The organism is Pseudomonas sp. GW822-FHT05A08, from assembly GCF_058800485.1.
On sequence record NZ_CM179511.1, the window covers coordinates 5,501,835 to 5,523,513 of the forward strand.

Annotated in this window: 15 protein-coding genes; 13 read left to right on the top strand and 2 right to left on the bottom strand. The window is 64.5% G+C overall.

The window, feature by feature from the left end:
• Positions 1 to 38: 38 nt before the first annotated feature.
• The 5 genes from AC3RCP_RS24680 (at position 39) to AC3RCP_RS24700 (ending at position 7,813) form a co-directional block, all read left to right on the top strand.
• Positions 39 to 2,636 carry a TonB-dependent receptor gene (locus AC3RCP_RS24680; RefSeq protein WP_101338872.1) on the top strand — a complete coding sequence of 866 codons (2,598 nt, stop codon included), beginning with the start codon at positions 39 to 41 and terminating at the stop codon, positions 2,634 to 2,636.
• Between the two features lie 151 nt (positions 2,637 to 2,787).
• The gene (locus AC3RCP_RS24685; RefSeq protein WP_007926298.1) at positions 2,788 to 3,396 is read left to right on the top strand and encodes a biliverdin-producing heme oxygenase; all 609 of its coding nucleotides are present in this window, start codon (positions 2,788 to 2,790) and stop codon (positions 3,394 to 3,396) included.
• Between the two features lie 136 nt (positions 3,397 to 3,532).
• The gene (locus tag AC3RCP_RS24690; RefSeq protein ID WP_101338873.1) at positions 3,533 to 3,934 is read left to right on the top strand and encodes a YbaN family protein; all 402 of its coding nucleotides are present in this window, start codon (positions 3,533 to 3,535) and stop codon (positions 3,932 to 3,934) included.
• Positions 3,935 to 4,152: 218 nt separating this feature from the next.
• A complete protein-coding gene (locus tag AC3RCP_RS24695) occupies positions 4,153 to 6,291 on the top strand; it encodes a methyl-accepting chemotaxis protein (RefSeq protein WP_101338874.1) in 2,139 nt (712 codons plus the stop codon).
• 172 nt (positions 6,292 to 6,463) lie between these two features.
• On the top strand, positions 6,464 to 7,813 hold the full coding sequence (locus AC3RCP_RS24700; RefSeq protein ID WP_492570812.1) for a CoA transferase: 1,350 nt from the start codon (positions 6,464 to 6,466) through the stop codon (positions 7,811 to 7,813).
• 178 nt (positions 7,814 to 7,991) lie between these two features.
• Here the strand turns inward: AC3RCP_RS24700 and AC3RCP_RS24705 are convergent, their stop codons facing one another.
• Both AC3RCP_RS24705 and arcD (AC3RCP_RS24710) read right to left on the bottom strand, forming a co-directional pair.
• Positions 7,992 to 8,849: a DNA-3-methyladenine glycosylase family protein gene (locus AC3RCP_RS24705; protein WP_492570811.1), complete on the bottom strand. Its 858-nt coding sequence runs from the start codon at positions 8,847 to 8,849 to the stop codon at positions 7,992 to 7,994.
• Positions 8,846 to 10,273 carry an arginine-ornithine antiporter gene (arcD, locus tag AC3RCP_RS24710; RefSeq protein WP_102678994.1) on the bottom strand — a complete coding sequence of 476 codons (1,428 nt, stop codon included), beginning with the start codon at positions 10,271 to 10,273 and terminating at the stop codon, positions 8,846 to 8,848. The genes AC3RCP_RS24705 and arcD (AC3RCP_RS24710) overlap by 4 nt, the downstream gene beginning before the upstream one ends.
• A gap of 448 nt (positions 10,274 to 10,721) precedes the next feature.
• Here arcD (AC3RCP_RS24710) and arcD (AC3RCP_RS24715) point away from each other — a divergent pair, with 448 nt between their 5' ends.
• From arcD (AC3RCP_RS24715) to gcvP, 8 genes are all read left to right on the top strand, one after another.
• The gene (gene arcD, locus AC3RCP_RS24715; RefSeq protein ID WP_492570810.1) at positions 10,722 to 12,149 is read left to right on the top strand and encodes an arginine-ornithine antiporter; all 1,428 of its coding nucleotides are present in this window, start codon (positions 10,722 to 10,724) and stop codon (positions 12,147 to 12,149) included.
• A gap of 36 nt (positions 12,150 to 12,185) precedes the next feature.
• Positions 12,186 to 13,442 carry an arginine deiminase gene (gene arcA, locus AC3RCP_RS24720; RefSeq protein ID WP_492570809.1) on the top strand — a complete coding sequence of 419 codons (1,257 nt, stop codon included), beginning with the start codon at positions 12,186 to 12,188 and terminating at the stop codon, positions 13,440 to 13,442.
• Between the two features lie 206 nt (positions 13,443 to 13,648).
• Positions 13,649 to 14,659, top strand: coding sequence for an ornithine carbamoyltransferase (locus AC3RCP_RS24725; protein WP_007926269.1), 1,011 nt, complete (start codon positions 13,649 to 13,651; stop codon positions 14,657 to 14,659).
• A 145-nt stretch (positions 14,660 to 14,804) separates the two neighbouring features.
• A complete protein-coding gene (gene arcC, locus AC3RCP_RS24730; RefSeq protein WP_007926268.1) occupies positions 14,805 to 15,734 on the top strand; it encodes a carbamate kinase in 930 nt (309 codons plus the stop codon).
• Positions 15,735 to 15,797: 63 nt separating this feature from the next.
• Complete coding sequence (locus AC3RCP_RS24735) at positions 15,798 to 16,160, top strand: DUF5064 family protein (RefSeq protein ID WP_053262373.1); 363 nt, start codon at positions 15,798 to 15,800, stop codon at positions 16,158 to 16,160.
• A gap of 235 nt (positions 16,161 to 16,395) precedes the next feature.
• Positions 16,396 to 17,904, top strand: a complete 1,509-nt coding sequence (gene gcsR / locus AC3RCP_RS24740) for a transcriptional regulator GcsR (protein ID WP_101338877.1) — start codon at positions 16,396 to 16,398, stop codon at positions 17,902 to 17,904.
• 434 nt (positions 17,905 to 18,338) lie between these two features.
• On the top strand, positions 18,339 to 18,722 hold the full coding sequence (gcvH, locus tag AC3RCP_RS24745) for a glycine cleavage system protein GcvH (RefSeq protein WP_007931060.1): 384 nt from the start codon (positions 18,339 to 18,341) through the stop codon (positions 18,720 to 18,722).
• A 9-nt stretch (positions 18,723 to 18,731) separates the two neighbouring features.
• Positions 18,732 to 21,590, top strand: a complete 2,859-nt coding sequence (gene gcvP / locus AC3RCP_RS24750) for an aminomethyl-transferring glycine dehydrogenase (protein WP_101338878.1) — start codon at positions 18,732 to 18,734, stop codon at positions 21,588 to 21,590.
• Positions 21,591 to 21,679 lie beyond the last annotated feature (89 nt).

The window sequence follows — 21,679 nt, forward strand, 5'->3', positions numbered from 1 at the left end:
AGCACCTATAAAGATTCGTGCGACACGGAGCGCTATCGATGTCCTCTCGCCTCAACAGCCGGTCCTCTTCATCCTCCCGCCAGGCCCGCCTGCAGAACTGCACGCTGTCCCTGCTGACCGCCGCCATTCTGCTGGCCGGGGCCGCGCCAGTCATGGCCGCCACCGCCGGGGCCAAGACCCTGCCAGCACGCAACATGGGCGACTACAGCTTCGCCATCGACCAGCAGCCGCTGGTGTCGGCGCTGAACGCCTTTACCGCCGTCACCGGCTGGCAGGTCGGCCTGCCGGCGGAACTGGGCGAAGGCATCGCTTCCCCGGGCGTGCGCGGTTCGCTGCCACCGGAAAAAGCCCTGGACCGCCTGCTGATGGGCACCAACCTGAGCTACCGCAAGCTGGGCGCCAACAACATCGTCCTGGAAAAACGCGCCAGCGGCGGCGCCCTGAACCTGCAACAGGTGACCATCAGCGCCACGCGCCAGGAACAGGACGTCAGCAGCGTGCCCAGCACCGTGACCGTGCATGACCGCCAGGACCTGGACCGCAACAACGTCAACACCATCAAGGATCTGGTGCGCTACGAGCCGGGCGTTTCGGTCGGCGGCGCCGGCCAGCGCGGCGGCGGCATCAGCGGCTACAACATCCGCGGCATCGACGGCGACCGTATCCTGACCCAGGTCGACGGCGTGGAGATTCCCAACGGCTTCTTCAACGGCCCCTATGCCAAGACCCAGCGCAATTACGTCGACCCGGAAATCATCAAGCGCGTGGAGATCCTCCGCGGCCCGGCCTCGGTGCTGTACGGCAGCAACGCCATCGGCGGCGCGGTCAGCTACTTCACCCTCGACCCGGACGACATCATCAAGCCAGGCCAGGACGTCGGCGCCCGCCTGAAGACCGGCTACAGCTCGGCCGACGACAGCTGGCTGAAATCCGCCACTGTGGCTGGACGCAGTGGTCAGTTCGACGGCCTGCTGCACTTCAGCCAGCGCGACGGCCACGAAACCGACTCCTACGGCAGTCACAACGGCACCGGCCTGGCGCGCACCGCCGCCAACCCGGAAGACGTGCGCACCAGCAACGTGCTGGCCAAGGCCGGCTGGAACTATGCCGACGACGCGCGCCTGGGCCTGACCTACGAGAAGTACAAGGACGACCGCGACACCAACCAGAAAAGCGCCGTGGGCGGCCCGTTCAATGCCGGCCAGCCGCTGGGCATGTACCGCTCGCGCACCGGTAACGACACCATCACCCGCGAACGCTTCGGCCTGGACAACCACTTCGCCCTCGACAGCCTGCTGGCCGACCACGTGAAGTGGAGCCTGAACTACCAGATCGCCAAGACCGACCAGAGCACCCTGGAAAACTACTTCCCGTTCAGCCGCAACGTCATGCGCAGCCGCGAAACCCTCTACCAGGAGAAGCAGTGGGTCTTCGACGCCCAGGCCGACAAGGCCTTCGCCATCGGTGAAACCGAGCACCTGCTGACCTACGGCACCACCATCAAGCAGGAAAAGGTCACCGGCTCGCGCAGTGGCAGCGGCACCTGCCTGGCGGTCGGTCGCGGTTGCACGGCGGTCGGCGCCATCAGCCCGTCCGACGTGCTGAAGAAGTCCAGCGACTTCCCCGACCCGACCATCAACACCTACAGCCTGTTCGCACAGGACCAGATCAGCTGGAACCAGTGGACCTTCCTGCCGGGCCTGCGCTACGACTACACCCAGCTCAAGCCGCACATTACCCAGGAGTTCCTCAACACCGTGGCCGCCGATGGCAATGGTGAGGTGAGCGACCAGAACAAGACCTGGCACCGGGTATCGCCCAAGTTCGGCCTGACCTACGCCCTGAGCGACCAGTACACCTGGTACGGCCAGTACGCCGAAGGGTTCCGCACCCCGACCGCCAAGGCGCTGTACGGCCGCTTCGAGAACACCACCACCGGTTACCGCGTGGCGCCGAACTCGAACCTCAAGCCGGAGAAAAGCCAGAGCTATGAAACCGGCCTGCGCGGCAACTTCGAGTCCGGCAACTTCGACGTGGCGGTGTTCTATAACAAGTACCGCGACTTCATCAACGAAGACGCGGTGACCCCGGGCTACGACGAACTGACGTTCCAGAGCAACAACATCAAGCACGCCACCATCAAGGGCGTGGAAGTCAAAGGCCGGCTCAACCTCGACGCCCTGGGCGCGCCGCAGGGCCTGTACACCCAGGGTTCGGTGGCCTATGCCTACGGTCGCAACAACGACACCGGCGAACCCTTGAACGCGGTCAACCCGCTGACCGGCGTGTTCGGCCTGGGCTACGACCAGGACCACTACGGCGCCCTGCTCAGCTGGACCCTGGTGAAGAAAAAGGACCGCGTCGACAGCAGCAGCTTCAAGACCCCTGACGGCACCAGCAGCCAGTTCAAGACCCCGGGCTACGGCGTGCTCGACCTGACCGGCTTCTACAAGGTCAGCGACGACGTCACCGTCAGCGCCGGTATCTACAACCTGGCCGACAAGAAGTACTGGCTGTGGGATGACGTGCGCGGCTACGACAGCGTCGGCGAAGCCGCCGTGCTCAGCCCGGCCAACCTCGACCGCCTGACCCAGCCGGGCCGCAACTTCGCGGTCAACCTGATCTGGGACATCTGATCCGGTCTGCCTCACTGCGCTTTTCGATGGGGCGCAGTGAGGATTTTTTACTGTGCCGCGTCTACTTGTTCGTCTAGTTAGCAAGTGCTTCTCATTTCAAGCCGCTCTTATTTTTAAGCAGCTCTCATTTCCATTGACCAAGGACATCGTCATGACCACCCAGGATTCCCCACAGCGCCCGAGCCTGCGCTCCCAGCGCCTGAACCAGATCACCCACGAACCCCATGCCAGGCTCGACGCCCTGGTCAAGGCCCACGCGCCATTCGAAAGCGCCAGCAGCTTTGCCCGTTTCGTCGTCGCCCAGTACCTGTTCCAGTCCGAACTGGTCGCCCTGTACAACGACCCCGCGCTGATCGCCATAGTCCCGGACCTGGCAGAACGTTGCCGCGCCGAAGCGGCCAAGGCCGACCTGGCGGACCTGGACACCGAAGTCCCGGCCCCGGTGGCGGGCGCGGTGCAGAACCCGAGCAAGGCCGAGGCCCTGGGCTGGCTGTTCGTCTCCGAGGGCTCCAAGCTCGGCGCGGCGTTCCTGATCAAGCGCGCGGTGGGCCTGGGCCTCGGCGAAACCTTCGGTGCCCGGCACCTGGGCGAGCCGGCCGGCGGTCGCGCCGAAGGCTGGAAAACCTTCACCCGCACCCTCGATGGCCTGGCGTTCAGTGCCGAAGAGGAAGCCGCGGCGGAAAAAGGCGCGCTGGATGCCTTCAACCGCTTTACCGTGCTGCTGGAAAAGGCCTACGACACGGCGCCTGAACTGGCCTGATTTTTTCGCCGGCACCCTCGTTCCTGTATTGAAGGCGTAGACTCACGCCCGCTGCAGGAACGAACCCGCCGGCGTCAGCCGTTATTCCCACCCCTTGTGGATTGAGCCCCATGCTCGTCACCTCATCATCGACCCCATGACCGGCACAACCCGATCCCCGTCCAAGGCCTCCCGCCTGTTCTTCGGCTGCCTGGCTTACATCAGCCTGACCATCGGCCTGATCGCCATCGTCGTCCCCGGCCTGCCGACCACCGAGTTCGTGCTCCTCGCCGCCTGGGCCGCGACCAAGAGCTCGCCACGCCTGAGCGCCTGGATGGAAAACCACCGCCTGTTCGGCCCCATCCTGAGCAACTGGCGCAATGGCCGGATCGTCAGCCGCCGGGCCAAGGTCAGCGCCACCGTCAGCATGCTGCTGTGCGCCGGCCTGATGCTGAGCCTGCTCAACCATCACTGGACCCTGTACCTGGCGCTGGCCGGCATGGGCCTGGGCAACCTGTGGATCTGGTCGCGCCCGGAGGCTCTGGCCCAGGCCTCTTGATTCCTCTGCAAGAGCAGCCGGTCGACGTTCGGCTGCTCGCGACATGCTCTCCAGCGAAATCGCCCTGCTCCTCGTTTATGTCAAACACATGACCGCTCGTCGGCTTTCTCTCAGACAAATGCCGCCCAAGCCGATGTTCCGGGCATGGCGCTGAATGGACTTGGCGACCGGAGTCATCCGACTCACCGCTCACCCCTATCCATTCGCGAGATCGCCCCATGTTCGACTCTCTGTCCATTCGCCTGAAAATCGTGCTGTTGTCCGGACTCTGCCTGCTCGGCGTGGTGGGCCTGATCGTCGGGATGAACATCTACCAGACCAACCAGAACGATCAGTTGGTCAGCAGCTCCAGCTCGCGAATGCTCACCGACAGCGTGCAGAACCTGCTGCAGGCCCGGGCTGCGGAGCAGGCGGTGCGGGTACAGAAAACCTTTGGCGAGAGCCTGCTGGTGATCACCGCCCTGGCCGACCAGATCAACGACCTGCGGGCCATGGCCGGCAAGCGTTCGCTGGACGCCGCGGCGCTGCGTGAAGAACTCAACCACAGCCTGAAAACCGCCTTCGAACGCAACACCAAGGTGCTGGGCATCTGGCTCGCCTATGAGCCCAACGCCCTCGACGGCAAGGACAGCGAGTTCGCCAACGACGCCGGCCACGCCTCCAACGAAGCCGGGCGCTTCGCCAGTTACTGGAGCCGTGCCGGCGGCACCGGGCTGAACACGGTGATGGTCGAAGAGGACATGAACAAGACCACCCTGAGCGTCAGCGGCACCCCCTACAACAGCTGGTACACCTGCCCGCGCGACAGCAAGCGCACCTGCCTGCTGGACCCGTACGCCGATACCGTGGGCGGCAAGCTGATGCTGATGACCACCATTTCCCTGCCGCTGATCGTCGACGGCAAAGTCATAGGCGTGGTCGGCGTGGACATCGCCCTGGATGCCCTGCAGGCCGCGGCCGCCGACTCCCAGCGCGGGCTGTTCGACGGTGCCGGGCACATGCTGGTCGTCGCCGGCAGCGGCATCCTCGCCGCCTACAGCAACGATGCAGCCAAGGTCGGCAAGGGCATCGCCGACACCCTCGGCGCCGAAGGCAAGGATGTGCTGCAACTGCTGGCTGGCAATACCCCGAAAATCCTCAAGCAGGGCGACCTGATCCGCGCCGTGTATCCAGTCAGCCCGATCGCCGACGCCCGCCCCTGGGGCGTGGTGATCGACCTGCCGGAGCAAGTGCTGCTGGCCGACACCGTGAAACTCCAGGGTGTGCTCGACGACGCCCAGGCCCAGGGCACCCTGGTGTCGCTGCTGGTGGCGGCGGTCGCCGGCGTGATCGGCCTGCTGCTGATCTGGCTGACCGCCTCCGGCGTGACCCGGCCAATCAACAGCGTCGCGCAGATGCTCAAGGAAATCGCCAGCGGCGACGGCGACCTGACCCAGCGCCTGAAGTACAGCAAGCAAGACGAACTGGGCGAGCTGGTGGGCTGGTTCAACCGCTTCCTCGACAAGCTGCAACCGACCATCGCGCAGATCAAGCAGAGCATCACCGACGCCCGCGGCACCGCCGACCAGTCCTCGGAGATCGCCCGCCAGACCAGCGAAGGCATGCAGGTGCAGTTCCGCGAAATCGACCAGGTGGCCACCGCTTCCAACGAAATGAGCGCCACCGCCCACGATGTCGCCAACAGTGCCTCGAACGCCGCCAACGCCGCCCGTGGCGCCGACCAGTCGGCCAGGGATGGCATGACCATCATCGAACGCAGCACCCGCGACATCAGCACCCTGGCCGAGGAAGTCAGCAAGGCGGTGGTCGAGGTCGAGGCCCTGGCGGTCAACAGCGAACAAATCGGCTCGGTGCTGGAAGTGATCCGCAGCATTGCCGAACAGACCAACCTGCTGGCCCTCAACGCCGCCATCGAAGCGGCGCGCGCCGGGGAAAGCGGCCGCGGCTTCGCGGTGGTCGCCGACGAGGTGCGCAACCTGGCCAAGCGCACCCAGGATTCGGTGGAAGAAATCCGCCTGGTGATCGAGCGCATCCAGAGCGGCACCCGGGGCGTGGTGGCGACCATGCATTCGAGCCAGGCCCAGGCCCAGAGCAACGCCGGGCAGATCCAGCAAGCGGTGCAGGCCCTGGGCAAGATCAGCGACGCGGTCACGGTGATCAGCGACATGAACCTGCAGATCGCCAGCGCCGCGGAACAGCAGAGCGCGGTGGCCGAAGAGGTCAACCGCAACGTTTCGGCGATCCGCAGCGTGACCGAATCCCTCACCGAGCAGGCCACCGAATCGGCCCAGGTCAGCAGCCAGCTCAACGCCCTGACCACCCAGCAGATGAAGCTGATGGACCAGTTCCGCGTTTGACCTTGCCCCTGTAGGAGCGAAGCTTGCTCGCGATGCACCAGAGAGCGCCGCGTTGAGCCAGTGATCAGGCGTCATCGTTGACGACCATCGCGAGCAAGCTTCGCTCCTACGGGGGGCTGCGGCGCTTCACTTTTTTGATCTATGCTGCCCCCTCTCTTGCGGAGGGCCTGCAATGACCGATGTGCTGTCGTCTGTTCAAGCCGCGCTGGGCTTGCCTCGTACCCCGATTGCCATGACCTCGAGCGGCGCCCTGCCCTCGGCCTTCGCCGTGACCGAACTGGCCAGCGCCAGCATCGCCGCGGCCGGCCAGGCGGCGGCCGGGCTGTTGTTCAGCCAGACCGGGCGCATGCCCACCCTGAGCGTCGACCGACGCCTGGCCTCTTTCTGGTTCGCCACCTCCCTGCGTCCGCTGGGCTGGAGCGTGCCGCCGCTGTGGGACCCGGTCGCCGGCGACTACGCCACCCAGGACGGCTGGATTCGCCTGCACACCAACGCGCCGCATCATCGGCGGGCAGCCGAACAGGTGCTCGGCCGGGTCGCGGATCGTCCGGCCATGGCCGCCAAGGTCGCGCAGTGGAACAAGAGCGACCTGGAGCAGGCGGTGGTCGAGGCAGGCGGCTGTGCTGCGGAAATGCGCAGTTGGGCCGAGTGGCAAGCCCATCCCCAGGGGCAGGCCGTGAATGCCGAGCCCCTGGTGCATTACCAGACCTGCAACGCCAGCGTCGCCCAACCCTGGCGCGGATCACTGTCACGCCCCCTGGCCGGGATCAAGGTGCTGGACCTGACCCGGGTGTTGGCCGGGCCCATCGCCAGCCGTTTTCTCGCCGGGCTGGGCGCCGATGTGCTGCGCATCGACCCACCGGAGTGGAACGAGCCCGGCGTGGTCCCGGAAGTCACCCTGGGCAAACGCTGCGCCCGCCTGAACCTGCACGACGCCGCCGATCGCCAGGTCTTCGAAAGCCTGTTGGGGGAAGCCGATCTGCTGCTGCACGGCTACCGCGCCGATGCCCTGGAACGCCTCGGCTACGGGGCCGCCGAACGCCAGCGCCTCGCCCCGGGGTTGATCGACGTGTGCCTGAACGCCTATGGCTGGAGCGGCCCCTGGCAGAACCGCCGTGGCTTCGACAGCCTGGTGCAGATGAGCAGCGGCATTGCCGAGGCCGGCCAGCGCTGGCAGCAGGCCGATAAACCCGTACCGCTGCCGGTGCAGGCCCTGGACCACGCCACCGGCTACCTGATGGCCGCCGCCGCGATCCGCACCCTGAACGAACGACTGAAAACCGGGGCCGTCGGCAGCGCACGGTTGTCGCTGGCACGGACCGCCAAGCTGTTGATCGAGCGCCCCCCTGGCAACGCCGAGCCCGCCTTGCGCACCGAAGACCAGGACGATCAGGGGTTGCTGGTGGAGCAGACCTCCTGGGGCCCGGCCCATCGCCTGCAAGTACCCTTGCAGATCAGCGGCACGCCCCTGCAATGGGCCTACCCCGCCAGCGACCTGGGCGCCCATCGCCCGAAATGGTGAGCCCTGTGGCGCGTAACCCTGTAGCCGCTGCCGAGCAACGCGAGGCTGCGATCGGCCGCAAAGCGGACGTAAATCAGGCCGCGCGTTACGTCATTCATACCGCGTGCGCAGGGTTGGCGAGGACTGCGTCCTCGAGCGCAGCCTCGCGGGCTCGGCAGCGGCTACAGGTGCTGGGGGATTACAAAGCAGTCCACAAATGCTGCGCCGCGTAGCCGCGCCATGGCCGCCAGGCCTCGGCGCGGGCCAGCAACTGGCTGGCGCTGACCGGTCCGCCTTCGAGCGCCGCCAGGGCGTTGAGCAGGCCCACGTCCGCCGCGGGAAAGGCGTCCGCTTCACGGAACTGGCGCAGGGCCACGTAATGCGCGGTCCAGTCGCCGACACCCCACAGCGCCCGCAAGGCCGACAGGCTGTGTTCGAGGCTGGCCTTGGGGGCAAACAGCTGCGGATCGTCGAGCAGCGCCTGCGCCACGCCGGACAGGGTTCGGCCCCGACTGCGCGGCATGCCCAGGCTCGCCAGATCGGCGCCCGCCATCCGCCCCGGCTCGGGGAACACATGACTCAACCCCGCTGGCGCCTCCTTGCAGCTCAATGGCTGGCCAAGCTGCGCCACCAGCTTGCCCGCCAGGCGGATGGCCGCCACCACAGTGATCTGCTGCCCCAGCACCGCGCGCACCGCCAGCTCGAAACCGTCCCAGGCACCGGGTACGCGCAGCCCCGGCCGCGAGGCGATCAAGCGGGCCATCAACGGGTCGGCGGACAGTTGCCGATGGATCGGCGCCAGGTCGGTGTCCAGGTCCAGCAGACGGCGGATGCGCGCAACGATCCGCGCGTGGGCCTGCGGATCGGGAAAGTGCAGGGTCAGCGCCAGCGCATCGCTGTCGCCCGGGCTCACACTGAACCAGCCGTGTACGCCATCGAGGCTGATGCTGCGCGAGTAGCGGTCGCCACTGACAGTCTCCAGCCCCTCGATGGCCCGCGCCCGGAGAAAGGCCAGCATCGCCGGCCAGTCATAGGGCGGCTGGTAAACCAGCCTCACAGCGACAGCACACCGCTGTACAGGCCATAGGCGGCCAGGGTGGCCCCAGCGACCACGCAAGCGAAAATGCCCTTCTCGATACCGGTGAACAACGGCTCGCCCTGCTCGCGCTTGGCCTTGGCGAACAGGATCACCCCGGGGGCATACAGCAGGGCCGACAGCAGCAGGTACTTGACCCCACCGGCATACAACAGCCAGACCGCGTAACACAGGGCCACGCCACCGATGCACAGGTCTTTCATGCGCTCGGCCGAGGCCTGCTCGTAGGTTTCGCCGCGGCCGCTGAGCAACACCGCATAGGCCGCCGACCACAGGTAAGGCACCAGGATCATCGACGAGGCGAGGTAGATCAGGCTGGTGTAGGTCCCGGCGGAGAACAGGGTAATCAGCAGGAACACCTGGATCATGCTGTTGGTCAGCCACAGGGCGTTGACCGGCACATGGTTGGCGTTCTCCTTTTTCAGGAAGGCCGGCATGGTCCGGTCGCGGGCCGTGGCGAACAGGATCTCGGCACACAGCAGCGCCCACGACAGCAAGGCACCGAGCAGGGAAACCGCCAGGCCGACGCTGATCAGCAACGCGCCCCAGGGACCGACGATGCGCTCCAGCACCGCCGCCAGCGACGGGTTCTGCAAGGTCGCCAGTTCCGGCTGGCTCATGATCCCCAGGGACAGCACGTTGACCAGCACCAGCAGGGCCAGCACGCCGATAAAGCCGATCACCGTGGCCCGGCCGACGTCCGCACGCTTCTCGGCCCGGGCCGAATAGACGCTGGCGCCTTCGATGCCGATGAACACGAAGACCGTGACCAGCATCATGTTGCGCACCTGGTCCATCACCCCGCCAAAGTTCGGGTTGCCACGGCCCCAGATGTCGCGGGTGAAGATGTCCGCCTTGAACGCCACCGCGGCAATCACGATGAACATCACCAGCGGCACGATCTTGGCCACGGTGGTCAGCAGGTTGATGAACGCCGCTTCCTTGATCCCGCGCAGCACCAGAAAGTGCACCGCCCACAGCAGGACCGAGGCGCAGGCGATGGCCACCGGGGTGTTGCCCTGGCCAAACACCGGGAAGAAATAACCCAGGGTGCTGAACAGCAGCACGAAGTAGCCGACGTTGCCCAGCCAGGCACTGATCCAGTAGCCCCAGGCGGACGAAAAACCCATGTAGTCGCCAAACCCGGCCTTGGCGTAGGCGTACACCCCAGAGTCGAGTTCAGGCTTGCGGTTGGCCAGGGTCTGGAACACGAAGGCCAGGGTCAGCATGCCCACGGCGGTGATCGCCCAACCGATAAGGATCGCCCCGGCGTCGGCCCGGGCCGCCATGTTCTGCGGCAAGGAAAAGATCCCGCCGCCAATCATCGAACCCACCACCAGGGCGATCAAGGCGCCGAGTCGCAGTTTTTGTGTGGTTTGTGGCATACCTACCTCTGCGTACGGTCCAATTGTCCGACAACAAACTATATGAAATTAATTAATTTCCACAGATTGGAAACGGACTAAAAGAGTCAATTATTGATCTTTTGTGGAGCCATCGACATGACGAGGATCAGAACATATTGAATAGTTGGGGTTTTTATTATGCATAAAACCTAAATGCCATCAGCGCGCCGGTCAGCCTTATAACTTTTTAATGAGTTGCGCATTCTTGAAAGCGGGCTAGCGTCAATCTGGCGCCAATGAGAAGACCTTTCATCCGGAACCCGAGGCCTTATGGAATGGCGCTTTCAGGCTTCCCGCCGGTTTCCGCAAAGACAGCTTAAGTCGTTCATTCACAATGGAATGTAGCAATGACCTGATCTAAATCAGCTGTTCGGATTTCTCGCAGATTTACTCTGACATCTCTCTTCTCCTGCAATGGAGTCACGCAATGTCTGACACTCCCGGAAAACTACGGCTTGGTGCGTTAGTCGCCTTGGTAGTCGGCTCGATGATTGGCGGCGGGATCTTTTCCTTGCCACAAAACATGGCGGCAAGTGCCGATGTAGGCGCTGTTCTTATTGGCTGGGCTATTACCGCTGTCGGTATGTTGACACTGGCCTTCGTGTTTCAAACCCTGGCCAACCGCAAGCCTGATCTGGACGGTGGTGTCTACGCCTATGCCAAGGCCGGTTTCGGCGATTACATGGGCTTTTCTTCGGCCTGGGGCTACTGGATCAGCGCCTGGCTGGGCAACGTCGGCTACTTCGTGCTGCTGTTCAGTACCCTGGGCTATTTCTTCCCGATCTTCGGCGAGGGCAATACTCCGGCCGCGGTGATCGGCGCCTCGCTGCTGCTGTGGGCCGTGCACTTTCTGGTGCTGCGCGGGATCAAGGAAGCGGCGTTCATCAACCTGGTGACCACGGTCGCCAAGGTGGTGCCGCTGCTGCTGTTCGTGCTGATCGCCCTGTTCGCCTTCAAGCTGGACATCTTCACCGCGGACATCTGGGGCGTGAAGAACCCTGACCTGGGCAGCGTGATGAACCAGGTGCGCAACATGATGCTGGTCACCGTGTGGGTGTTCATCGGCATCGAAGGCGCGAGCATCTTCTCCGCCCGCGCGGAAAAACGCTCGGACGTGGGCAAGGCCACCGTGATCGGTTTCATCACCGTGCTGCTGTTCCTGGTGCTGGTGAACGTGCTGTCGCTGGGCATCATGACCCAGCCGGAGCTGGCGAAGCTGCAGAACCCGTCGATGGCGGCGGTGCTCGAGCATGTGGTCGGCCACTGGGGCGCGGTGCTGATCAGCGTCGGCCTGATCATCTCGCTGCTGGGGGCACTACTGTCGTGGGTGCTGCTGTGCGCGGAGATCATGTTCGCCGCGGCCAAGGACCACACCATGCCGGAGTTCCTGCGCCGCGAGAACGCCAACCACGTGCCGGTCAACGCCCTGTGGCTGACCAACGCCATGGTGCAGATCTTCCTGGTCATCACCCTGTTCTCGGCCAGTACCTACCTGTCGCTGATCTACCTCGCCACCTCGATGATCCTGGTGCCCTACCTGTGGTCGGCGGCCTATGCCGTGCTGCTGGCGGTGCGCAGCGAAACCTACGAAGCGGCCCTGGCCGAACGCAAGAAAGACCTGCTGATCGGCTCCATCGCCCTGTTCTACGCGATCTGGCTGCTGTACGCCGGCGGGGTCAAGTACCTGCTGCTCTCCGCCCTGCTCTACGCCCCCGGCGCGATCCTGTTCGCCAAGGCCAAGCGGGAGTTGGGCAAACCGATTTTCACCAACGTCGAGAAGCTGATTTTCGCCGCAGTGGTCATAGGCGCCCTGTTGGCCGCCTACGGGCTCTACGACGGCTTCCTGACCCTGTAACCGCACGATTGTTTCTACCTCTGGAGGATCACGGTAATGACCACGGAAAAAGTTAAGTACGGCGTCCATTCCGAAGCCGGCAAACTGCGCAAAGTCATGGTTTGCTCCCCAGGCCTGGCCCATCAGCGGCTGACCCCGAACAACTGCGATGAACTGCTGTTCGATGATGTGATCTGGGTCAACCAGGCCAAGCGCGACCATTTCGACTTCGTCACCAAAATGCGCGAGCGTGGGATCGAAGTCCTGGAAATGCACAACCTGCTGACCGATACGGTGCACAACCCCGAAGCCCTGAAGTGGATTCTGGATCGCAAGATCACCCCCGACACCGTCGGTGTCGGCCTGACCAACGAAGTGCGCAGCTGGCTCGAAAGCCTGGAGCCACGCAAGCTGGCCGAATTCCTGATCGGCGGCGTGGCCGGCGAGGACCTGCCGGAAAGCGAAGGCGCCAGCGTGATCAAGATGTACCGCGACTACCTGGGCCACTCCAGCTTCCTGCTGCCGCCGCTGCCCAACACCCAGTTCACCCGCGACACCACCTGCTGGATCTACGGCGGCGTGACGCTCAACCCGATGTACTGGCCGGCCCGGCGCCAGGAAACCCTGCTGGCCAGCGCCATCTACAAATTCCACCCCGAGTTCGCCAACGCCGACTTCGAAGTCTGGTATGGCGACCCGGACAAGGATCACGGCCAGGCCACCCTCGAAGGCGGCGACGTCATGCCGATCGGCAATGGCGTGGTGCTGATCGGCATGGGCGAGCGGACCTCGCGCCAGGCCATCGGCCAGCTTGCGCAATCCCTGTTCGCCAAGGGCGCGGTGGAAAAAGTCGTGGTCGCCGGCCTGCCGAAATCCCGCGCGGCGATGCACCTGGACACCGTGTTCAGCTTCTGCGACCGCGACCTGGTCACGGTCTTCCCGGAAGTGGTCAAGGAAATCGTGCCGTTCGTCATCCGCCCCGACACCAGCAAGCCCTATGGCATGGACGTGCGACGGGAGAGCAAATCGTTCATCGAGGTGGTGGCCGAGTCCCTGAACCTCAAGCAACTGCGCGTGGTGGAAACCGGCGGCAACAGCTTCGCCGCCGAACGCGAGCAGTGGGACGACGGCAACAACGTGGTGGCCCTGGAACCGGGCGTGGTCATCGGCTATGACCGCAACACCTACACCAACACCCTGCTGCGCAAGGCCGGCGTGGAAGTGATCACCATCAGCGCCAGCGAACTCGGCCGCGGCCGTGGCGGCGGCCACTGCATGACCTGCCCGATCGTGCGCGACCCGATCGATTACTAATTAATTAACCACTACCCGACGCTGTGAAAGCGTAGCGAGCGCAGGAAAGACAAGGCAAAAACAGGCGAGGAACGGTTGGAGTCGCACTCGACTCTACTGGTTGTAAATGAGCATTCCGAGCCTGTTTTTAACGCAGTATTTCGAGCGTAACGCCGAAGGCGAACAGCCTGCAGTAGCTTTCACAGTGTCGGGAAAGGAGAATCATCATGGCGTTCAATATCCACAACCGTAACCTGCTCAGCCTCGAACACCACACCGAGCGCGAACTGCGCTACCTGCTCGACCTGTCCCGCGACCTCAAGCGCGCCAAGTACACCGGCACCGAGCAGCAGCACCTCAAGGGCAACAACATCGCCCTGATCTTCGAGAAAACCTCGACCCGTACCCGCTGCGCCTTCGAGGTCGCCGCCTATGACCAGGGCGCCAACGTCACCTACATCGACCCGAACTCGTCGCAGATCGGCCACAAGGAAAGCATGAAGGACACCGCCCGCGTGCTCGGGCGCATGTACGACGCCATCGAGTACCGCGGCTTCAAGCAGGAAATCGTCGAAGAACTGGCGAAGTTCGCCGGCGTGCCGGTGTTCAACGGCCTGACCGACGAATACCACCCGACCCAGATGATCGCCGACGTGCTGACCATGCGTGAGCACGCCGACAAGCCGATCCACGACATCAGCTACGCCTACCTGGGCGATGCCCGCAACAACATGGGCAACTCCCTGCTGCTGGTGGGCGCCAAGCTCGGCATGGACGTGCGCATCTGCGCGCCAAAGGCCCTGTGGCCCCATGACGACCTGGTCAGCCGCTGCAAGCAGTACGCGCAAGAAAGCGGTGCCCGCATCACCCTGACCGAAGACCCGAAAGCCGCGGTCAAGGGCGTCGACTTCATCCACACCGACGTCTGGGTATCGATGGGCGAGCCGGTGGAAGCCTGGGCCGAACGTATCCAGCAACTGCTGCCGTACCAGGTCAACGCCGAGCTGATGAAGGCCACCGGCAACCCACGGACCAAGTTCATGCACTGCCTGCCGGCGTTCCACAACAGCGATACCAAGGTCGGCAAGCAGATCGCCGAGCAGTATCCACACCTGGCCAACGGCATCGAAGTGACTGACGACGTGTTCGAGTCGCCGGCCTGCATCGCCTTCGAGCAAGCGGAAAACCGCATGCACACCATCAAGGCGATCCTGGTCTCGACCCTGGCCGACCTGTAACCCCGACGTCCGTGGCCGACCGCCTGGCGGTCGGCCCTCGACCTGTAGGCGCGAGGCTCGCCCGCGAAGGCGTCCAACCTGACACCCCACCATCGCAGGCAAGCCACGCGCCCACGGGATCACCGAATTCTGGAAGGAATGCATTATGCGTATCGTCGTCGCACTGGGCGGCAACGCCCTGCTCCGCCGGGGCGAACCCATGACCGCGGACAATCAACGCGCCAATATCCGCATCGCCACCGAACAGATCGCCAAGATCCATCCCGGCAACCAGCTGGTGATCGCCCACGGCAATGGTCCGCAGGTCGGCCTGCTGTCGCTGCAGGCGGCGGCCTACACCTCGGTGTCGCCTTACCCGCTGGACGTGCTCGGCGCCGAAACCGAAGGCATGATCGGCTACATCATCGAACAGGAACTGGGCAACCTGCTGGATTTCGAAGTGCCCTTCGCCACCCTGCTGACCCAGGTCGAGGTCGATGCCAAGGACCCGGCGTTCCAGAACCCGAGCAAGCCCATCGGCCCGGTCTACAGCAAGGACGAAGCAGAAAAACTGGCCAAGGAAAAAGGCTGGGCCATCGCCCCCGATGGCGACAAGTACCGCCGCGTGGTGGCCAGCCCGAAACCCAAGCGCATCTTTGAAATCCGCCCGATCAAATGGCTGCTGGAAAAGAGCAGCATCGTGATCTGCGCCGGCGGTGGCGGCATTCCAACGATGTACGGTGAGGATGGCAAGCTCCGGGGCATCGAGGCGGTGATCGACAAGGACCTGTGCTCGGCACTGCTGGCCGAACAGCTGGAGGCCGATCTGCTGGTGATCGCCACCGACGTCAACGCGGCCTTTATCGACTGGGGCAAGCCGTCGCAGAAAGCCATTGCCCAGGCGCACCCGGACGAAATGGAAAAGCTCGGCTTCGCCGCCGGCTCCATGGGACCGAAGGTCCAGGCGGCCTGCGAGTTCGCCCGCCATACTGGAAAAGTCGCGGTGATCGGTTCACTCTCGGACATCGAAGCGATCGTCCAGGGCAAGGCCGGTACGCGCATCAGCACGGCCCAGCCGGGCATCACTTACCGATAAGAGCAACTCAGGGTGCAGGCCGCTGGCCTGCACCGCTCCCCATGCCTTGTAAAGGAGAGAGCCATGGCCCAGTTCGAACCCGGTCATTTACACATCGAGCGACACGCACTGACCAAGGACGATGTCAGCTACAACATCTGTATCGACTATGAAGTCGCGCAGGACCCCAAGGAAGGCAAAGGGATGCAGTTCAAGATGCATGGAACGATTCAGGGCAAGGAGCTCGATGAACCGTTCTTTCTGCCCAAGGATCAGGCTTACAACTTCGCCAGCAACGTGACGAAAATCGCCGAGAAGTATGGGATTCCCAAGGCACTGAGCAGCATCGGCTCGCTGCACAAATATTACGACGCGATGTTTGAGGATGTGCGGGTGCAGTTGAATATGAAATCCGGGGATCCAGTCAACCCCGAACACCTCGAGTAACCCCAGCCCGTGGGCCGCGGGCTTCCCCTGCCCGCTTAACCTGTAGGAGCGAGGCTTGCCCGCGATGAACTCAAGGACGCCGCGGCGTATCAGGCCAGGCTTCCCGCGTCATCGTTGAGGCTATCGCGAGCAAGCTTCGCTCCTACAGAAGCCCGTGGCCACGGCGAATTTCACCAAACAGCGTCCGCCAAGGCATACTTGCCACCCTCCGTTTTCCAGAACCCTTGACCGTCCCATGCGCATCCACGTCAGCTTTATCGACCGCGTCGGTATCACCCAGGAAGTCCTGGCCCTGCTCGGTGGGCGCAACCTCAACCTGGATGCGGTGGAGATGGTGCCGCCCAACGTCTACATCGACGCCCCGACCCTCAGCCCGCAAGTGCTGGAAGAGCTGCGCGACGCGCTGTTCAGCGTGCGCGGCGTGCAGGCGGTGACGGTGGTCGACATCCTGCCCGGCCAGCGCCGCCACCTGCAGCTCGACGCCCTGCTGGCGGCGATGACCGACCCGGTGCTGGCCCTGGACAGCGCTGGCAAGGTGCTGCTGGCCAACCCGGCGCTGATTGCCCTCTATGGCCGCGAGCCGGCCGGGGAAAGCGTGGCCGAGCTGTTCGACGACCCGGCGCTGCTGGAAACCTTGCTGGAACAGGGCTTTCGCTTGCCCCTGCGGGAAATCACTCTCAATGGCCAGACCCTGCTGCTGGACGCCACGCCGATCACCGACGCCGGCGCGCTGCTGACCCTGTATCAGCCCAATCGCATCGGCGAACGCCTGTCGGCCCTGCACCACGACCATGCCGAAGGCTTCGATGCGCTGCTCGGCGACTCCCCGGCCATCCGCACCCTCAAGGCCCGCGCCCAGCGCGTCGCCGCGCTGGATGCGCCGCTGCTGATCCAGGGCGAAACCGGTACCGGCAAGGAACTGGTGGCGCGGGCCTGCCACGCCATCAGTGCGCGGCACGGCGCGCCGTTTCTGGCGCTGAACTGCGCCGCCCTGCCGGAAAACCTCGCCGAGAGCGAGCTGTTCGGCTACGCCCCCGGCGCCTTCACCGGCGCCCAGCGCGGCGGCAAGCCGGGGCTGATGGAGCTGGCCAACCAGGGCACGGTGTTTCTCGACGAGATCGGCGAAATGTCGCCCTACTTGCAGGCCAAGCTGCTGCGTTTTCTCAACGACGGCAGCTTTCGCCGGGTGGGTGGCGACCGTGAGGTCAAGGTCAATGTGCGGATCCTCAGCGCCACCCATCGCGACCTGGAAAAGATGGTCGCCGAGGGCAGCTTTCGCGAAGACCTGTTCTATCGCCTCAACGTGCTGAATGTGGAAGTCCCGCCCCTGCGCGAGCGCGGCCAGGACATCCTGTTGCTGGCGCGCTACTTCATGCAGCAGGCCTGCGCGCAGATCCAGCGCCCGGTCTGCCGCCTGGCGCCCGGCACCTATCCGGCGCTGCTGGGCAACCGCTGGCCGGGCAACGTGCGCCAGTTGCAGAACGTGATCTTCCGCGCGGCGGCGATCTGCGAAAGCAGCCTGGTGGACATCGGCGACCTGGATATCGCCGGCACCTCGGTGGCGCGCCAGAACGACACCGAAGTCGAAAGCCTGGAACAGGCCGTCGAGGAGTTCGAGAAGGCACTGCTCGAAGGCCTCTACGTCAACTACCCCTCGACCCGCCAGTTGGCCAGCCGCCTGCAGACCTCCCACACCGCCATCGCCCATCGCCTGCGCAAATACGGTATCCCCAGCAAGCCCTGAGCCGCCGCGGCTTTTGATGTTGTAGCCGCTGCCGCAGGCTGCGATCGCTCCCGCAGGGAGCGCAAGCTCTCAAGATCGCCGAAGGCCTTCGGCCTTATCGCTGCCTGCGGCAGCGGCTACAGGTGGCGTAGTCGCATCTGAAAGCGACCTCCACCTGTACTGAAAGCGCTACAGCGGAACGATATCGCTACAGCCAGTTGTAATCGGCGCTACGCAAGGCTTTGATCCCCATAGGCTTTTCCCTGGCCCTCCAGCTGTAGCGTTTTCGCTACAGCCGTTAGCTTTCGGCCACCACCAACAACTCATAACTCATTGATTAATAACAACTAAAAAACATTGGCCGCATTTTTGCTAAGGGCTTATCCATTCCGCTCGGCCCTGCACGAGCATTCAATCGCGTCCACCAGACGAATCTGGCCCCTTGAGGAGTTTCCATGAGCGAGTTGCGTTTTACTGAAGATCACGAATGGCTGCGTACCGAAGCCGATGGCAGCGTTACCGTCGGCATCACGGCTTTCGCGCAAAACGCCCTGGGCGATGTGGTATTCGTGCAATTGCCGGAACTGCAGGCCTACGACAAGGGCGCCGAAGCCGCCACCGTGGAATCGGTAAAAGCCGCCAGCGGCGTATACATGCCCCTGGACGGGGAAGTGGTGGAAACCAATCCGGCCCTGGAAACCAGCCCCGAGCTGGTCAACGAAGACCCGCTGGGCGAAGGCTGGTTCTTCCGCTTCATTCCCGCGGACGCCGCCGCTGTCGGCCAACTGCTGGATCAGGACGCCTACGACCGCCTGATCAAAGCCAACGCCGACGCCTGAGGAACCGCCATGACTCAAGTCAACCTGAGCACCGCCAACGAATTCATCGCGCGCCACATCGGCCCGCGCCAAGGCGACGAGCAAGCCATGCTCAACAGCCTGGGCTTCGACTCCCTGGAAGCCCTGAGCGCCAGCGTGATCCCCGACAGCATCAAGGGCACCAGCGTCCTCGACCTGCCCGCCGGCCAGAGCGAAGCCGACGCACTGGCCTCGATCAAGGCCATCGCCGCCAAGAACCAGCTGTTCAAGACCTACATCGGCCAGGGCTATTACAACTGCCACACGCCGTCACCGATCCTGCGCAACCTCCTGGAAAACCCGGCCTGGTACACCGCCTACACCCCATACCAGCCGGAAATCTCCCAGGGCCGCCTGGAAGCGCTGCTGAACTTCCAGACCCTGATCAGCGACCTCACCGGCCTGCCGATCGCCAACGCCTCCCTGCTCGACGAAGCCACCGCCGCCGCCGAAGCCATGACCTTCTGCAAGCGCCTGAGCAAGAACAAGGGCAGCCACGCCTTCTTCGCCTCCAGCCATTGCCACCCGCAGACCCTCGACGTGCTGCGCACCCGTGCCGAGCCGCTGGGCATCGACGTGGTGGTCGGCGACGAGCGCAAGCTGACCGACGTCAGCCCGTTCTTCGGCGCCCTGCTGCAATACCCGGCGAGCAACGGTGACCTGTTCGACTACCGCGAACTGACCGAGCGCTTCCACGCCGCCAACGCCCTGGTGGCGGTCGCCGCCGACCTGCTGGCGCTGACCGTGCTGACCCCACCGGGTGAATTCGGCGCCGACGTGGCCATCGGCAGCGCCCAGCGCTTCGGTGTGCCGCTGGGCTTCGGTGGCCCGCATGCGGCCTACTTCTCCACCAAGGACGCGTTCAAGCGCGACATGCCGGGCCGTCTGGTCGGGGTGTCCGTGGACCGTTTCGGCAAGCCGGCGCTGCGCCTGGCCATGCAGACCCGCGAGCAACATATCCGTCGCGAGAAAGCCACCAGCAACATCTGCACCGCCCAGGTGCTGCTGGCCAACATCGCCAGCATGTACGCCGTGTACCACGGCCCCCAAGGCCTGAGCCGGATTGCCCGGCGCATCCACCAGCTGACCGCGATCCTGGCCCAGGGCCTGAGCAAGCTGGGGATCAAGGTCGAGCAGGAAAACTTCTTCGACACCCTGACCCTGCACACCGGCGCACGCACCGCGGCGCTGCACGACAAGGCCCGCGCCCAGCGCATCAACCTGCGGGTGATCGACACCGAACGCCTGGGTCTGTCGCTGGACGAAACCACCGGCCAGGCCGATGTACAAGCGCTGTGGAGCCTGCTGGCCGACGGTCAGGCGCTACCGGACTTCGCCGCGCTGGCCAGTACGGTACAGAGCCGTATCCCGGCGGCGCTGGTGCGTCAGTCGGCGATCCTCAGCCATCCGGTGTTCAACCGCTATCACTCGGAAACCGAGCTGATGCGCTACCTGCGCAAGCTGGCGGACAAAGACCTGGCCCTGGACCGCACCATGATCCCGCTGGGCTCGTGCACCATGAAGCTCAACGCCGCCAGCGAAATGATCCCGATCACCTGGGCCGAATTCGGCGCCCTGCACCCGTTCGCCCCGGCCGAGCAAAGCGCCGGCTACCAGCAACTGACCAGCGAACTGGAAGCCATGCTCTGCGCCGCCACCGGCTATGACGCGGTGTCCCTGCAGCCGAACGCCGGCTCCCAGGGCGAATACGCGGGCCTGCTGGCCATTCGTGCCTATCACCAGAGCCGTGGCGACGACCGTCGCGACATCTGCCTGATCCCTTCGTCCGCCCACGGTACCAACCCGGCCACCGCCAACATGGCCGGCATGCGCGTGGTGGTCACCGCCTGCGACGCCCGTGGCAACGTCGATATCGAAGACCTGCGGGCCAAGGCCATCGAGCACCGCGAGCACCTCGCCGCGCTGATGATCACCTACCCGTCGACCCACGGCGTGTTCGAGGAAGGCATCCGCGAAATCTGCGGCATCATTCATGACAACGGCGGCCAGGTGTACATCGACGGCGCCAACATGAACGCCATGGTCGGCCTCTGCGCCCCGGGCAAGTTCGGCGGCGACGTGTCGCACCTGAACCTGCACAAGACCTTCTGCATTCCCCACGGCGGTGGCGGCCCGGGCGTCGGCCCGATCGGCGTCAAGTCGCACCTGGCGCCGTTCCTGCCCGGCCACGCGGCCATGGAACGCAAGGAAGGCGCGGTCTGCGCCGCGCCGTTCGGCAGCGCGAGCATCCTGCCGATCACCTGGATGTACATCCGCATGATGGGCGGCGAAGGCCTCAAGCGTGCCTCGCAGCTGGCGATCCTCAATGCCAACTACATCTCCCGTCGCCTGGAAGAACACTACCCAGTGCTCTACACCGGCAGCAACGGCCTGGTGGCCCACGAGTGCATCCTCGACCTGCGCCCGCTCAAGGACAGCAGCGGCATCAGCGTCGACGACGTCGCCAAGCGCCTGATCGACTTCGGCTTCCACGCCCCGACCATGTCGTTCCCGGTGGCAGGCACCCTGATGATCGAGCCGACCGAAAGCGAATCCAGGGAAGAACTGGACCGCTTCTGCGACGCCATGATCCGCATCCGCGAAGAAATCCGCGCGGTGGAAAACGGCAGCCTGGACAAGGACGACAACCCGCTGAAAAACGCCCCGCACACCGCGGCGGAAATCGTTGGCGAGTGGTCGCACCCCTACAGCCGTGAACAGGCGGTGTACCCCGTGGCCTCGCTGATCGAAGGCAAGTACTGGCCTCCGGTCGGCCGCGTCGACAACGTGTTCGGCGACCGCAACCTGGTGTGCGCCTGCCCGTCGATCGAAAGCTATCAGGACGCCTAAGACGGCATCGCCGTCCATCGCGGGCAAGCCTCGCTCCTACGGTTTCTGCGTATACCTGTAGGAGCGAGGCGGCTGGCGACGAATACCGG